The 13,566-nt window shown below is 70.4% G+C and carries 15 protein-coding genes; 11 read left to right on the top strand and 4 right to left on the bottom strand.

What is annotated here, in order from left to right; genetic code table 11:
- The first annotated feature begins 80 nt into the window (after window positions 1–80).
- Genes ftsE through ACLBKU_RS04075 form a run of 4 tightly spaced genes read left to right on the top strand, consistent with a single transcriptional unit; the run spans window position 81 to window position 3,010 of the window.
- Complete coding sequence (gene ftsE / locus ACLBKU_RS04090; RefSeq protein WP_410178255.1) at window positions 81–827, top strand: cell division ATP-binding protein FtsE; 747 nt, start codon at window positions 81–83, stop codon at window positions 825–827.
- Window positions 824–1,771, top strand: coding sequence for a cell division protein FtsX (locus ACLBKU_RS04085; RefSeq protein WP_410178254.1), 948 nt, complete (start codon window positions 824–826; stop codon window positions 1,769–1,771). The genes ftsE and ACLBKU_RS04085 overlap by 4 nt, the downstream gene beginning before the upstream one ends.
- Before the next feature lie 10 nt (window positions 1,772–1,781).
- Window positions 1,782–2,315 carry a YdcF family protein gene (locus ACLBKU_RS04080; RefSeq protein WP_410178253.1) on the top strand — a complete coding sequence of 178 codons (534 nt, stop codon included), beginning with the start codon at window positions 1,782–1,784 and terminating at the stop codon, window positions 2,313–2,315.
- Window positions 2,312–3,010 (top strand): lysophospholipid acyltransferase family protein, encoded by a 699-nt coding sequence (locus ACLBKU_RS04075; RefSeq protein WP_410178252.1) that lies wholly within the window; start codon window positions 2,312–2,314, stop codon window positions 3,008–3,010. Before ACLBKU_RS04080 ends, ACLBKU_RS04075 begins: the two co-directional genes overlap by 4 nt.
- A 129-nt stretch (window positions 3,011–3,139) precedes the next feature.
- Here the strand turns inward: ACLBKU_RS04075 and ACLBKU_RS04070 are convergent, their stop codons facing one another.
- Window positions 3,140–4,048, bottom strand: a complete 909-nt coding sequence (locus ACLBKU_RS04070) for a prephenate/arogenate dehydrogenase family protein (protein WP_410178251.1) — start codon at window positions 4,046–4,048, stop codon at window positions 3,140–3,142.
- Complete coding sequence (locus ACLBKU_RS04065) at window positions 4,045–5,145, bottom strand: pyridoxal phosphate-dependent aminotransferase (RefSeq protein ID WP_410178250.1); 1,101 nt, start codon at window positions 5,143–5,145, stop codon at window positions 4,045–4,047. Before ACLBKU_RS04065 ends, ACLBKU_RS04070 begins: the two co-directional genes overlap by 4 nt.
- A 94-nt stretch (window positions 5,146–5,239) precedes the next feature.
- On the opposite strand from ACLBKU_RS04065, the gene ACLBKU_RS04060 reads away from it, so the two are divergent.
- The 3 genes from ACLBKU_RS04060 to metW are packed head-to-tail and all read left to right on the top strand — an operon-like array spanning window position 5,240 to window position 7,358.
- The gene (locus tag ACLBKU_RS04060; RefSeq protein WP_410178249.1) at window positions 5,240–6,346 is read left to right on the top strand and encodes a homoserine O-acetyltransferase; all 1,107 of its coding nucleotides are present in this window, start codon (window positions 5,240–5,242) and stop codon (window positions 6,344–6,346) included.
- On the top strand, window positions 6,343–6,774 hold the full coding sequence (locus ACLBKU_RS04055; RefSeq protein WP_410178248.1) for a GNAT family N-acetyltransferase: 432 nt from the start codon (window positions 6,343–6,345) through the stop codon (window positions 6,772–6,774). The genes ACLBKU_RS04060 and ACLBKU_RS04055 overlap by 4 nt, the downstream gene beginning before the upstream one ends.
- Window positions 6,771–7,358 (top strand): methionine biosynthesis protein MetW, encoded by a 588-nt coding sequence (gene metW / locus ACLBKU_RS04050; RefSeq protein WP_410178247.1) that lies wholly within the window; start codon window positions 6,771–6,773, stop codon window positions 7,356–7,358. The genes ACLBKU_RS04055 and metW overlap by 4 nt, the downstream gene beginning before the upstream one ends.
- 141 nt (window positions 7,359–7,499) lie before the next feature.
- Here the strand turns inward: metW and ACLBKU_RS04045 are convergent, their stop codons facing one another.
- A complete protein-coding gene (locus ACLBKU_RS04045) occupies window positions 7,500–7,889 on the bottom strand; it encodes a VOC family protein (protein ID WP_410178246.1) in 390 nt (129 codons plus the stop codon).
- A 110-nt stretch (window positions 7,890–7,999) separates the two neighbouring features.
- Between ACLBKU_RS04045 and ACLBKU_RS04040 the strand changes: the two genes are divergently transcribed.
- From ACLBKU_RS04040 to ACLBKU_RS04025, 4 genes are all read left to right on the top strand, one after another.
- Window positions 8,000–8,392 carry a hypothetical protein gene (locus ACLBKU_RS04040; protein ID WP_410178245.1) on the top strand — a complete coding sequence of 131 codons (393 nt, stop codon included), beginning with the start codon at window positions 8,000–8,002 and terminating at the stop codon, window positions 8,390–8,392.
- A gap of 78 nt (window positions 8,393–8,470) precedes the next feature.
- The gene (locus ACLBKU_RS04035; protein WP_410178992.1) at window positions 8,471–9,139 is read left to right on the top strand and encodes a glutathione S-transferase family protein; all 669 of its coding nucleotides are present in this window, start codon (window positions 8,471–8,473) and stop codon (window positions 9,137–9,139) included.
- A gap of 68 nt (window positions 9,140–9,207) precedes the next feature.
- Complete coding sequence (gene msrB / locus ACLBKU_RS04030) at window positions 9,208–9,615, top strand: peptide-methionine (R)-S-oxide reductase MsrB (protein ID WP_410178244.1); 408 nt, start codon at window positions 9,208–9,210, stop codon at window positions 9,613–9,615.
- Between the two features lie 112 nt (window positions 9,616–9,727).
- Complete coding sequence (locus ACLBKU_RS04025) at window positions 9,728–11,911, top strand: transglycosylase domain-containing protein (protein ID WP_410178243.1); 2,184 nt, start codon at window positions 9,728–9,730, stop codon at window positions 11,909–11,911.
- A gap of 79 nt (window positions 11,912–11,990) precedes the next feature.
- Here ACLBKU_RS04025 and ACLBKU_RS04020 read toward each other — a convergent pair whose 3' ends face one another.
- Window positions 11,991–13,529, bottom strand: a complete 1,539-nt coding sequence (locus tag ACLBKU_RS04020; RefSeq protein ID WP_410178242.1) for a Do family serine endopeptidase — start codon at window positions 13,527–13,529, stop codon at window positions 11,991–11,993.
- Between the last annotated feature and the right edge of the window lie 37 nt (window positions 13,530–13,566).

The following is a 13,566-nucleotide window of genomic DNA, read 5'->3' as shown; positions in this document are numbered from 1 at the left end:
CCCAAAACCGCCGGTCGCGGCGCAACTTCGCGCGTTCTGCGGCTTCCCCGCCGCCCGGCCCCCTGTTAGGTGCGCAAGCGATGAGCGCTTCCCTCGAAGGCCACGTCAAATTCGACAACGTCGGGCTGCGCTACGGCACCGACCCCGAGGTGCTGAGCAACCTCTCCTTCACGCTCTACCCGGGCAGCTTCTACTTCCTCACCGGCGCGAGCGGGGCGGGCAAGACCAGCCTTCTGAAGATGCTCTACCTCGCGCAGGCCCCCTCGCGCGGGGCGATCCGGATGTTCGGGCACGATCTCGTCACCATGCCGCAGAGCCGCCTGCCCGAGCTGCGGCGCCGGCTCGGCGTGGTGTTCCAGAACTTCCGCCTCGTCCCCTACCTCACCGCCTTCGACAATGTCGCGCTGCCGCTGCGGCTCGCGGGGACCGAGGAGAGGAAGGTGGTGAAGGCGGTCGGCGACATGCTCGACTGGGTGGGGCTCGCCCACCGCGCCCATGCCGTCCCGCAGACGCTCTCGGGCGGCGAGCAGCAGCGCGTCGCGATCGCGCGCGCGGTGATCGCCCGGCCCAAGATGCTGATCGCCGACGAGCCGACCGGCAACGTCGACCCGGACATGGCGCTGAAGCTGCTGCGCCTGTTCGAGGCGCTGAACAACCGCGTCGGCACGACGGTGGTGGTCGCGACCCACGACGTCCACCTTTTGAAGAAGGTGCCCGACAGCCTCATCATGCGGCTCCACAAGGGCCAGCTCTCCGATCCGACCGGCGCGCTGCGCTACCCGCCGCGCCCCTCGGGGCCGGGCGGGAGCGGGGGAAGCGCTGCATGAGCACGCTTCCCCCGCTTCCCGCCGAGCCGGACAGCGACGAGGCCGCGCGCGCGCCCGAACGGCCCCGCGGCCGGGCGGCGGCGCGGCTGCTGCCGCCGACCCGGCTGACCGGGCCGATCCCCTGGGTGATCGCGATCCTGATCGCGCTGGTGGTGATCGCGGCGGCCGGGGGCCTTGCGCTCGGCAATCTCGCGGCGAGCGCCAATGCCGGGCTGTCGCGCGCGATCAGCGTGCAGGTGATCGAGCCCAACCCCGACCTGCGCCCCGCGCGCGGTGCCGCCGCCGCGCGCCTCCTCACCGGGCTCGAGGGGGTGCAGGCGGTGCGGCTGGTACCCGAGGCCGAGCTCACCGCGATGCTCGAACCCTGGCTCGGCGAGGGGGCGGCGAGCGGCGACGTGCCGATCCCCGCGCTGATCGACGTCGAGCTGACCCGCCCCGCCACCCCGGGCGAGGTCGCGCGGATCGAACAGGCGCTCGCCGCCGAGGTTCCCGGCGCGCGGGTCGATGCGCAGGGGACATGGCTGGGCCCGGTCGAGGACGCGCTCGCGGCGCTCGAATATCTCGCCTTCGGGCTGATCGCGCTCGTCGCGCTCGCCACCGCGGCGGCGGTGTGGCTCGCGGTGCGCAACGCCTTCGCCGCGGCGCGCGACACGGTCGAGATCATGCACCTCTTGGGCGCGAGCCAGCGCCAGATCGCCGCGGTGTTCCTGCGCGACGTGGTGCGCGAGGCGGCCTTCGGCGCAGTGCTCGGCGGGCTGGCGGGCGCGGGGGCGGTGTGGCTGCTCGGCCGGCAGTTCGCCGCGCTCGACAGCGGGATGGTGAGCGGCGGCGGGCTGCTGCTCGGCGACTGGCTGGCGATCGCCTGCATCCCGCTCGCCGGGGTGCTGCTCGCGCTCGCCACCGCGCGCATCACCATTGCGCTTGCCCTCAAGGACATGCTCTAGGGGCACAACGATGTTCCGGCGTGCCCTTTCCCTGTTGTTCCTCGTCTGGGCGATCGGCTTCCTGTGGTTCGTCGTCGCCCTGCCGCGCCCGGCCGAGGAGGGGGTGACGACCGACGCGGTGATCGTGCCGACCGGCGGGCCGGGGCGGATCGCCCGCGGGCTCGCGGTGCTGGCGGAGGGCAAGGCCAAGAAGATGCTGGTGAGCGGCGTCGATCCCGAGGTGCGCCCGCAGGAATTCGCCGCCGAGTTCGGCGTAGCCCCGCGCGAGATGGCGTGCTGCATCACCTTGGGCTACGCGGCGGTCGACACCCGCTCCAACGCCGCCGAGACCGCCAAGTGGGTGGCGCAGAACGAGGTCCGCTCGCTGCGGCTGGTGACGACCGACTGGCATATGCGCCGCGCCGCGGGCGAGCTCGACCGGACGCTGCCCGGTCACGTCACGGTGATCCGCGACGCGGTGCGCTCGCAGCCCAATTTGCGGACCCTGTTCCTCGAATATCACAAGCTGATCGCGAGCCGCGCGGCCGGGCTGATCGACCTGTGAGCTGGCTCCTCGCCGCCTTGCGGAGCCTTGCCTTCTACGTGCTGTTCTATGGCGGCAGCGCGCTGCTGGTGAGCGCCTCGGTGATCGCCGTGATCGCGCAGAAGCGCTGGCTGGCGCCGGTGGTGGCGACATGGGGCGGCTGGCACCTGTGGTGCGTGCGCCACGTGCTCGGGATCGAGGTGGTGCTCGAGGGCGAGCTGCCGGCCGGCCCGGTGCTGATCGCGGTCAAGCACGAGGCCTTCTTCGAGGCGATCGACACCCCGCGGCTGTTCGCCTACCCGGCGGTCTTCGCCAAGCAGGAGCTGTTCCGCATCCCCGGCTGGGGCTATTCGGCGCTCGTCTACGGCCTGATCCCGGTGGCGCGCGAGGAGGGGGCGAAGACCTTGCGCATGATGATCGCGACCGCGAAGGAGCGGGTCGAGGCGGGCCGCCCCTTGGTGATCTTCCCCGAGGGCACGCGCGTTCCCCACGGCACGCAGCCGCCGCTCCAGGCCGGGTTCGCCGGGCTCTACAAGCTGCTGCGCCTGCCGGTGGTGCCGATCGCGGTCGACAGCGGGCGGCTCTATCACCGGGTGGTGAAGCGGCCCGGGCGGATCACCTACCGGGTCGGCGAGATGATCCCCGCGGGCCTGCCGCGCGAGGAGGTCGAGGCGCGGGTCCACGCGGCGATCAATGTGCTGAACGCGGCGGGGTGAATCGCAGGGTCCGTTCAGCCGGCCCGAAAGTGCGGTCAGGCCCCCGCTACCCTCGGCTGGACCCCCTTCACACCCCCACCAGACCCCCGCCAGACCCCCGGGTTTCGCGATGTTTCACGTGAAACATCGTCACTCGCCATGGCCGCGTCCGAAGTCCGGGCGTTCGTCGTCCTGGCCCTGCTCGATCACCGCCCGGCGGATCGCGCGGGTGCGGGTGAAGAGGTCGAACAAAGTGTCCCCGTCCCCCGAACGGATCGCCCGCTGGAGCGCGGTCAGGTCCTCGGTGAAGCGCCCGAGCATCTCGAGCACGGCTTGCCTGTTGGTCAGGAACACGTCGCGCCACATCACCGGGTCCGAGGCGGCGATGCGGGTGAAGTCCCTGAAACCGCCCGCGGAATACTTGATGACCTCGCTCTGGGTGACGTCCTCGAGATCGCTCGCGGTGCCGACGATGGTGTAGGCGATGAGGTGCGGGATGTGGCTGGTGACGGCGAGCACGAGGTCGTGGTGCGCGGCGTCCATGATCTCGACCTTGGAGCCGAGCTGCGTCCAGAAATCGCTCAGCGCTTCAAGGGCTTGGCTGTCGACACCCTCGGGCGGGGTGATGATGCACCAGCGCCCGGCGAAGAGCGAGGCGAAGCCCGCCTCGGGCCCGGACTGCTCGGTCCCCGCGACCGGGTGGGCGGGGATGACGGTGACCCCGGGGAGCGCGGCGGCCAGCGCCTCGGCGACCGCGGCCTTGGAGGAGCCGACATCGCTGACGATCGCGTGGGGTGCGAGCCCCGGCGCGATTGCGCGGGCCGCATCGCCCATCGCGCCGACAGGGACGCAGAGTATGACGAGGTCGGCCTCAGCGACGGCGTCCTCGGGCGTGTCATACACGTGGCCCATCAGCCCGCGCGCGGCGGCCCGCTCGCGCACCGAGGGGTCGCGGTCCCAGCCCTTCGTGGCGATGTCCGGCGCGCGCGCCTGGACCGCCAGCCCGATCGACCCGCCGAGCAGCCCGAGCCCGATGATCGCGACCGAGCGAATGCTCATGCCGCCTCCCCGCACAGCGCGCGAAGGGTGGCGATCACCCGGGTCATGTCCTCGGTCCGGCCGATGGTGATGCGAAGGCTGTTGGGCAACCCCTGCGAGGGCAGGTGCCTGACCGCGTAGCCCGCGTCGGAGAGCGCCTCGAGGGCCTGGCCGGCCGTGACCGCGCCCTCGAAGTGCACAAGCAGGAAGTTCGCCTCGCTCGGGGAGGCCGAGATGCCGTGATTGCCGAGCCCCGCGATCGCCTCGGCCAGCCGGGCGCGCTCGCGGGCGTTGTGCTCGCGGGCGGCGGCGACGAAGGCTTGGTCCCCGAGCGCCGCCAGCGCCGCCTTCTGCCCGCTCACCGAGACGTTGAACGCGCCCCTGAGTCGGTTGACGAGATCGACGAGGTGCGGCGCCCCCGTCACCCAGCCGACCCGCTCGGCGGCAAGGCCGTAAGCCTTTGAGAAAGTGCGGCTGACCAGCACGTTCTCGTGCGCCGCGGCAAGGTCGAAAGCGGCGCGCTGGTGGGCGGGATCGACATATTCGCCATAGGCCTCGTCGACCACCAGCAGCACGTCGGCGGGCAGCCCCGCGTGGAGCCGCGCCACCTCGGAGAGCGGCAGGAAGGTGCCGACCGGATTGTTCGGGTTGTCGAGCAGCACCACCCGGGTCCGCGCGGTGACGGCGGCGAGGAGGTTGTCGACGCTCGCGCCGTAGCCCTCGGGCTCGGCGAGCACCGGCGTCGCGCCCACTTTCTGCGCGAGCAGCGGGTAGAGCGAGAAGGAATAGCGCGAGGCGAGCACCTCGTCCCCCGGCCCGGCGAGCGCCTGCACCGCGCAGTGCAGCAGCTCGCCCGAGCCGGTGCCGCACACGATCCGGTCGGGGTCGAGCCCGTGCACCTCGGCGATCTTCTCCCGCAGCGCGCGCGCGTCGGGATCGGGATAGTCGGCCGCGACGTGCGCCTCGGCAAGCGCCGCCAGCGCCGCCGGGCTCGAGCCGAGCGGGTTCTCGTTGGCCGAGAGTTTCACCAGCGGCCGCCCGCTCGCCGACTTCGACTTGCCGGGGACGTAGGCGTGGATCTCGGCGATCCAGGGCTTGGGTTCGGGTCTGGCGTTCATCGCAAGCCCGCTTATAGAAAAACAGCCCTTCGACAAGCTCGGGACGAACGGTTATGGGGGCGCTCCTCGAAAAGTCCCCCTGTCAGGCGCACCCTTGTCGATCCTTTCGCCCGTCTATCGCATCCCCCGCCCCCTGCCGCTCGACAGCGGGCAGGTGCTCGAGGCGTGCGAGATCGCCTACGAGACCTACGGCACGCTCGCGCCCGACGCCTCGAACGCGGTGCTGGTGTGCCATGCGCTGACCGGCGACCAGTATCTGGCGAGCCCGCATCCGATCACCGGCAAGCCGGGGTGGTGGGAGCGGATGGTCGGCCCGGGCAAGCCGATCGACACCAGCCGCCACTTCGTGATCTGCGCCAACGTCATCGGCTCGTGCATGGGCTCCTCCGGCCCCGCGAGCCTCGCCCCCGACGGCGCGCCCTACGCGATGCGCTTCCCGGTCATCACCATCCGCGACATGGTGAGGGGCCTCGTCGCGCTGCTCGACGGGTTGGGGATCGCGAAGCTCCACGCCGTCGTCGGCGGCTCGATGGGCGGGATGCAGGCGCTGAGCCTCGCCGCCAACTGGCCCGAGCGCGCCGCGCGGGTGCTGGTGATCGCCTCGACCGCGCGGCACTCGGCGCAGAACATCGCCTTCCACGAGGTCGGACGGCAGGCGATCATGGCCGATCCCGCCTGGGCCGAGGGCAACTACTATGCGGCCGACGCCAAGCCCGACAACGGCCTCGCCGTGGCGCGGATGGCGGCGCACATCACCTACCTTTCCGAGGCCGGCCTGACCGAGAAGTTCGGCCGGCGGCTCCAGGACCGCGACGCCAAGAGCTTCGGCTTCGACGCCGATTTCCAGGTCGAAAGCTATCTGCGCTATCAGGGCAGCGGCTTCACCAGGCGGTTCGATGCCAACTCCTATCTCTACATCACCCGCGCGATGGACTATTTCGACCTAGCCGAGGAGTTCGGGGCCGAGGAGCACGGCGGCAAGCTCGCCGACGCCTTCCGGGGCACCGAGGCGCGCTTCTGCATCGTCAGCTTCGACACCGACTGGCTCTATCCCACCGCGGAGAGCCGCCACGTGGTTCATGCCCTCAACGCCGCCGGCGCCAAGGTCAGCTTCGTTGAACTCTCCGCGCCGAACGGGCACGACTCCTTCCTCCTCGAACACGCCCAGCTCGACCGGGTGGTGAAGGGGTTCGTGGAATGACCGCGCTTCCCGAAGGCTACACGCTCGTCACCGACCAGGACGCCATCGACGCGGTGGCGGCGCATGCCTACCTGACGACGAGCTACTGGTCGCGCGGCATCCCCCTCGAGACCGTGCAGCGGGCGCTGGCGGGGAGTCTGTGCGTCGCGGTACGCCATGCTGGCGCGCAGGTCGCGTTCGCGCGGGTGGTCACCGACAGGGCGACCTTCGCCTACCTCGCCGACGTCTACGTGCTCGACGCCAATCGCGGGCAGGGGCTGTCCAAGGCGATGGTGGCCGCGCTCCATGCTCATCCGGAATTGCAGGGCCTCAGGCGATGGATGCTGATGACCCGCGACGCCCATGGCCTCTACGCCCAGTTCGGCTGGACGCCGCTCGCCAACCCCGCGCTCGCGATGGAGCGCCACGACCCGCAGGTCTACGCATGACCCTCCGCCCCGACCTCGCCGCGATCGCGGCCCATGTCGCGCCGGGCAGCCGCGTGCTCGACATCGGCTGCGGGGACGGGGCGCTGATGGCCGAGCTCGAGAGCGCGAGCGGGTGCGATGCGCGCGGCATGGAGCTCGACGGCGCGCTGGTGGAGCGCTGCGTCGCGCGGGGGCTCTCGGTGGTGCAGGGCGATGCCAATGTCGACCTCGCCAACTACCCCGACAAGGCGTTCGATTACGCGATCCTCAGCCAGACGCTCCAGACCGCGACCCGGCCCGACCTGATCCTCGACGAGCTGCTGCGGGTCGGGCGGCGCGCCTTTGTGTCCTTCCCCAATTTCGCCCACTGGCGCACCCGCGCGGCGCTGATGTTCGGGGGGAAGATGCCGGTCACCCGCGCGCTTCCGGTGAGCTGGTACGAGACGCAGAACATCCACCATGTGACGGTCGAGGATTTCCGCGACCTCGTCCGGATAAAGAGGGCGCGGATCGAGCAGGCGTGGTTCTTCGCGAATGAGAAACAGATCGGCGCGCCAGCGGCAAACTGGCGCGCCGAATTCGCGGTGTTTGAATTAAGTCGTTGATTGGCGGCCGCGCTATCGCGCGGCGCAGACCTCCCGCCCCACCTCCCCACCCGGCCACCAAGAATACCATTACGGTATGGTGGCCGGGTGGGGAGGTGGGGCGGGGGGTCTGCCGTTCACGTCAGTGAACGCGCAAACACATCAGGCTCTATGCAGCATGCACAGCTTGTGACCGTCGAGGTCGAGGACGTAGCCGAGGTTGAGCGTGCCCATCGCTCCCACGCGCGGGCCCGGGGGATCCTCGATCGACTTGCCGCCGGCGGCGACCGCGGCGTCGTGGAAGGCCTGCACCTGCTCGAGGCTGTCGCAGGCAAAGCCGATGGTCGAGCCGTTCGAGCAGGTCGCGGGCTGGTCGTTGATCGGCTCGCTGATCGCGAACATCCCGCCATTGTGCATCCAGAAGGCACGCTTGTGGCCGGTGGCGGCGACGTTGATCATCCCGGGCTTCGCGCCGAGCGTGGCGAGAACGCTGTCGTAGAAAGCCTTGGCGCGATCGAAATCGCTGGTGCCCACCATCACGTGACTGAACATGATTTCCCCTCTCCTTGCGTAAGGTGGCGAGGGCATAGGACGGACGACCTGCTGCGGCAACGCGCTTTTCCGGTAGCCACAGGTTCATCTCGCAGGCCATAGGAGAGGCCATGCTCACGCCCTTTCTTCTCGCCGCGCTCGCGCTCCAGGACACGCCCGCCGCTGAGCCTGCGCCGCCGCCCCGGGCTCCTGTGACCATCGACGCGCTGCCCATAGAGCAGGCCGCCGCGGCGCGCTGCGCGATTGCCTTCGCCACGGTCAGCCGCTGGCAGCGGGTGGGCGATGCACGCGGGAGCGCCTATCCCGATATCGCGGCGGGCGGCGGGCGCGAGTTCTTCGTGCGGGTCATGGCCAAGCTCATGGACGAGGCCGGCCTCACCCGCGAGGACGTGGTCGCGCTCGCCGAGGCCGGGGTCGAGGATCACGACCGGCCCGACGGCGCGGAGCGCATCGCGGCGCTGATGCCCGCCTGCCAGCTGATGAAATCGGCCGCAGGATTGTAATCAGGGGCGAAAAACCCCCGCCCGCACCCTCCCCTGTGCTGGATTCGCCGCGCCGGATGGGGCATGGACCGGCGCATCATGTGGCACCTCTACCAGTTCCCGCTCTGCCCGTTCAGCCGCAAGATCCGGCTGCTGCTGAGCGAGAAGAACATCCCCTTCGATCTGGTGCGCGAGGACCCCTGGGCGGCCTCGGAGATGTTCTTCAACCTGAACCCGGCAGGGCGCACCCCGGTGATCGTCAACCGCGAGAAGGCGATCACCATCCCCGACAGCCGCGCGATCGCGGAGTATTTCGAGGAGACGGTCGACCGCAATCCGATGATCAACGGCACCGCCACCCAGCGCGCCGAAATCCGCCGGCTGGTCGCGCTGTTCGACGAGAATTTCTACGCCGACGTCACCGCCCCGCTGCTCTCCGAGCGGATGAAGAAGCGCATCCTGCGCCAGCCTCCCGACAGCCGCGCGCTGCGCGACGCGATGAAGATGGCGCACGGGCACCTCGACTACCTCGACTGGCTGATCGACAACCGCCCCTGGGTGGCGGGCGCGACGATGAGCCTCGCCGATCTTGCCGCCGCGGCGCAGATCTCGGTCGCGGACTATCTCGGCGGGATCGACTGGACCGGGCACGAACAGTCGCGCGGCTGGTACGCGGTGTTCAAGAGCCGCCCGAGCTTCCGCCCGCTGCTCACCGAACGGATGGACGTCATCAAGCCGCCGCCGCATTACGCCCTGCTCGACGGGTAACGCCCGCCCGCACGCTTGCGAATTGCCCCTGCCGCGCCGATATTGGCGCCGAGCAGAGAGGACATTCCATGACCGACGATCCCCGCAGCCTGACCGACGCCGAGTGGCGCGAGAAGCTCACCCCGATGCAGTATCACATCCTGCGCGAGGCCGGCACGGAGCGCGCCTTCACCGGCGAATACGACAAGTTCTACGACGAGGGCGAATACCACTGCGCCGCCTGCGGGACCCAGCTGTTCTACTCGACCGCCAAGTACAATTCCGGCTGCGGCTGGCCCGCCTTCACCCGGCCCGCCGACGAGGAGGTGATCGAGGAGCACCGCGACACCAGCTACGGAATGGTCCGCACCGAGGTGCGCTGCGGCAAGTGCGGCGGGCACCTCGGCCATGTCTTCCCGGACGGGCCTCCGGAACAGGGCGGCCTGCGCTATTGCATCAACTCGGCGGCGCTGATCTTCACTCCGGCGGCCGGCTGAGCCGGCGCGGGGGAGCCACGCGTAAAGCCGGGTTCACCGGCGGTTACAACTTCCCTATGCATGGGCCCGCGAGCCGCCCGGTAGCGAGGCGGCCATCGGATGGGCACAGGTCATGTCGAAAAGGGGTGAGCGGTTGCAGAACAAGGACGCCCGCGGCGCGCGGCGCGCGGCGGCGGAGCGTACCGGCCCCGCCCGCGGCGGCGGGCCGGCGGGAGGCGGCCAAGCGCCCTCGCGTTTCCGGTTCTGGCTGCGGCGCGCGATGGTGTGGGGCGGCGGACTTGCCGCGCTCGGCCTCCTGTTCCTTGTCTGCGCGGTCGGCTTCGCCGCCTCCTCGCTCCCCAGCTACGCGACGCTGAAGGCCACCCAGCCCGGCCAGACGATCCTCGTGCGCGCGCGCGACGGGCGCGAGCTGGTCGAGATCGGGCCGAGCTTCGGCGAGTGGATTGCCTATCGCGACATCCCGGAGAACATGACCAACGCGATGGTCGCGGTCGAGGACAAGCGCTTCCGCTCGCACTGGGGCGTCGATCCGGTGCGCCTGACAGGCGCGATGATCGAGGGGCTGACCGGATCGCGCAAGCGCCTTGGCGGCACCTCGACGATCACCCAGCAGCTCGCCCGCAACCTGTTCCTCAACAACAACCGCTCACTGGATCGCAAGGCGCGCGAGGCGGTGCTGGCGCTGGCGCTCGAGTGGAAGTTCTCGAAGGAGGAGATCCTCGAGCTCTACCTGAACAAGGTCTATTTCGGCGGCGGCGCCTACGGCATCGATTCGGCGAGCCGCAAGTTCTTCAGCCACCCCGCGACCGAGCTCAACGTCGGCGAGGCGGCGATCATCGCGGGGCTGGTCAAGGCGCCGAGCCAGTATTCCCCCACCGCCGACGTCCAGGCCGCGGTCGATCGCGCCAAGGTGGTGCTCTCGCTGATGCGCGAGCAGGGCTACATCACCGCCGACCAGGCCAATGTCGACGTCGACGCGGTGCAGCTGAAGGAGCAGGCCGGGCAGAACTCGGTGCGCTACTTCACCGACTGGGTGCTCCCCCAGCTCGACATCATCCTGCCCGAGACCAACGAGCCGATCGAGGTCTGGACGACGCTCGACATCGGGATGCAGCGCGCCGCGACCGCCGCGATCGAGGCGAACACCCCCAAGGGCGCGCAGGGGGCGCTGGTCAGCCTCGACCGCGACGGGGCGATCCTCGCGATGGTCGGCGGCACCGACTACGTCGCGAGCAACTACAACCGCGCCACTGCCGCGCTGCGCCAGCCTGGGTCGGCGTGGAAGCTGTTCGTCTACCTCGCGGCGCTCGAGGCGGGCTACAAGCCCGACGACAAGGTGGTCGACACCCCGGTCACGATCGACGGGTGGAGCCCGCGCAACTCGACCGGGCGCAATGTCGGCGAGACCGACCTCAGGACCGCCTTCGCCTATTCGATCAACACCGTCGCGGCGCAGCTCGGCAACGAGGTCGGGTTCGGCACGGTCGCCTCGATGGCGCGGCGCTTCGGGGTGAGCTCGAAGATCGACACCTACCCCTCTATGGTGCTCGGCTCCTCCGAGGTGCGGGTGATCGAGATGACCCAGGCCTTCGCCGGGGTTGCCGCCAAGGGCGTCCCAATCGAGCCCTACGGCATCGTCAAGGTGACGGGCACGAACGGCGAGGTGCTCTACAGCCGCGCGCCCTCGAAGGCCTCGCCCGCGGTGCCGGACTATGTCGCCGCCGGGATCACCGACCTCCTCCAGGCCGCGGTGCAGACCGGCACGGGCCGCGCCGCCGACATCGGCCGCCCGGTCGCCGGCAAGACCGGCACGACCAGCTCGAACAAGGACGGCTGGTTCATCGGCTTCTCGAGCGGCATCACGACGGGCGTGTGGATGGGCCGCGACGATGCCAAGGCGGTGCCGGGCCTCCAGGGCGGGCGCGCGCCGGCGCAGGCCTTCGCGGCCTATATGCGCTTCGCCGTCAAGAGCCGCCCGGTCGAGCAGTTCGACGTGACCCTCACGCTCCCCGACTGGCAGCTCGAGCCCGACGAGGAGGCGATGTTCGGCGCGCCCGAGGACTATTACTACATCGACGAGGAGGGCAATCTCGTCGAGCCCGGGCGGCGCGAGCAGCAGCCGGGCCTGCTCGGCCCCGACGGCGAGCGCATCGGCAACCAGGCGGCGCCTCCGGCTGCGAGCGAAGACTTCCTCGAACAGGCGACCGGCGGCGCGCTGCCGCAGCCGAACCAGCGCCCGCAACGCGAGCCGCGGCGGCCCCCGCCGCAGCCGCAGGTCAAGCTGCCCGCCCAGTAGGCGCGGGGGCCGTTCGGCCACGAAAAAGGCGCCGGGAGCTGGGCTCCCGGCGCCTTTTGTCCTGGCCCTGACCGTGCCGTCAGCGCAGGCGGATGGCGAGGAAGATCGGCGGGTTGTTGCGGCGCTGGACGCGCAGCAGCAGCGCCTCGCGCTTGGCGTCGGTCGCCGCCCGGACCTGCGCCAGCAGCGCCTCGACCGTCGGGGTGGGCTGGTAGTTCGCCGAGAGGATCAGGTCGCCCCGCTGGAGCCCCTTGCGCGCCGCGTCGGAGTTCTGGTCGACCGCGGCGACCACCACCGCCTTGGTGTCCGCCGGCACGCCGAGCGCACGCGCCGCGGCGGCGTTCATCGGCATGACCTGGAGGCCGAGCTTCTGCTCGATGGTCGCGTCCGAGGTGCCCGGCGCCATCGGCTCGTCCGCCTCGGGGTCGAAGGTCTGCGTCTGGCTCTGGAGCTCCGCCTCGCTCGGGCGCTTGCCGAGGGTGACGGTGAGGTTCAGCCGCTCGCCGTCGCGCAGCAGCTCGACCGGGACCTTGGCGCCCGGCTGGAGATTGGCGACGGTGAAGGACACGGTCTGCTCGGGCGAGATGTCCTTGCCGTTGACCTTGACCACGATGTCGCCCGGCTTGAGGCCCGCGCGCGAGGCGGGGCTGTCGTCCTGCACGGTCTGGACCAGCTCGCCGCGGCGCTTGGGCAGGCCGAGCGAGGCGGCGAAGTCCTCGTCGATCGGGGCAAGGCCGACGCCGAGGTAGCCGCGCTGGATCTCCTGGCCGGCGCGCAGCTTCTCGACGATCGGCGCGGCGATCTCGGCGGGGATGGCAAAGCCGATGCCGACGCTCCCGCCCGAGGGCGAGAAGATCGCGTTGTTGATGCCGATCACGTTGCCGCGCATGTCGAACAGCGGGCCGCCCGAATTGCCGCGGTTGATGCTCGCGTCGGTCTGGAGGTAGCGGTCATAGGCGCCGCCCTGGCCGGTGTTGCGGTAGACCGCCGAGATGATCCCGCTGGTGACCGTGCCGCCGAGGCCGAAGGGGTTGCCGATCGCCACCACCCAGTCGCCCACGCGCGCCGAGCTCGAATCCCCGAACTTGACGAAGGGGAAGGTCTTGTTGCTGCGGATCTTGAGCACCGCGAGGTCCGAGGCCGCGTCCGAGCCGACGAGGTCGGCCTCGTACTCGGTGCCGTCGGGCAAGGTGACGGTGATCGCCTCGAGCTTGGCGCGGGTGTCGGGGGGCGAGATCACGTGGTTGTTGGTGACCACGATCCCGTCGGCCGAGATGATGAAGCCCGAGCCCAGCGACTGCGCCTCGCGGGTCTGCGGCGCGCCGCCGCCATTGCCCTGCCGGCCGTTGAAGAGGTCGGCAAAGGGCGTGCCGGCGAAGGGGTTGTTGGCGACCTCGACGCGCTGGCGGGTGGAGATGTTGACCACTGCCGGGGCGAGCTGCGCGGTAAGGTCGGCGAAGCTCGCCGGGGCGCCGGCGACCGGCACCACCCGGTTCATCACCGCATCGTCGTTCTGCGCCACCTGCGCGCCGAGCGGCGAGCCGGTGATCAGCGACATGGCAGCGCCGCCCACCAGCAGCGCGCTCGTCAGTCCATATACATAGCGCACTTTGTTCACGTCCTCTTGGTCCTTATCCTGATCGGAAATGCGTGGA

The sequence above is a fragment of the Erythrobacter sp. NE805 genome, assembly GCF_046452355.1.
Taxonomy (GTDB): Bacteria; Pseudomonadota; Alphaproteobacteria; order Sphingomonadales; family Sphingomonadaceae; genus Erythrobacter.
Note: the sequence above shows the minus strand (reverse complement) of the source record. Positions and strands in the feature narration are given on the sequence as shown.

Bases quoted from the DNA above. Each gene is read 5' to 3' on its own strand.
- ftsE (WP_410178255.1), top strand. From the start codon at position 81: ATGAGCGCTTCCCTCGAAGGCCACGTCAAATTCGACAACGTCGGGCTG.
- ACLBKU_RS04085 (WP_410178254.1), top strand. From the start codon at position 824: ATGAGCACGCTTCCCCCGCTTCCCGCCGAGCCGGACAGCGACGAGGCC.
- ACLBKU_RS04080 (WP_410178253.1), top strand. From the start codon at position 1,782: ATGTTCCGGCGTGCCCTTTCCCTGTTGTTCCTCGTCTGGGCGATCGGC.
- ACLBKU_RS04070 (WP_410178251.1), bottom strand. From the start codon at position 4,048: ATGAGCATTCGCTCGGTCGCGATCATCGGGCTCGGGCTGCTCGGCGGG.
- ACLBKU_RS04065 (WP_410178250.1), bottom strand. From the start codon at position 5,145: ATGAACGCCAGACCCGAACCCAAGCCCTGGATCGCCGAGATCCACGCC.
- ACLBKU_RS04055 (WP_410178248.1), top strand. From the start codon at position 6,343: ATGACCGCGCTTCCCGAAGGCTACACGCTCGTCACCGACCAGGACGCC.
- metW (WP_410178247.1), top strand. From the start codon at position 6,771: ATGACCCTCCGCCCCGACCTCGCCGCGATCGCGGCCCATGTCGCGCCG.
- ACLBKU_RS04045 (WP_410178246.1), bottom strand. From the start codon at position 7,889: ATGTTCAGTCACGTGATGGTGGGCACCAGCGATTTCGATCGCGCCAAG.
- ACLBKU_RS04040 (WP_410178245.1), top strand. From the start codon at position 8,000: ATGCTCACGCCCTTTCTTCTCGCCGCGCTCGCGCTCCAGGACACGCCC.
- ACLBKU_RS04035 (WP_410178992.1), top strand. From the start codon at position 8,471: ATGTGGCACCTCTACCAGTTCCCGCTCTGCCCGTTCAGCCGCAAGATC.
- msrB (WP_410178244.1), top strand. From the start codon at position 9,208: ATGACCGACGATCCCCGCAGCCTGACCGACGCCGAGTGGCGCGAGAAG.
- ACLBKU_RS04025 (WP_410178243.1), top strand. From the start codon at position 9,728: ATGTCGAAAAGGGGTGAGCGGTTGCAGAACAAGGACGCCCGCGGCGCG.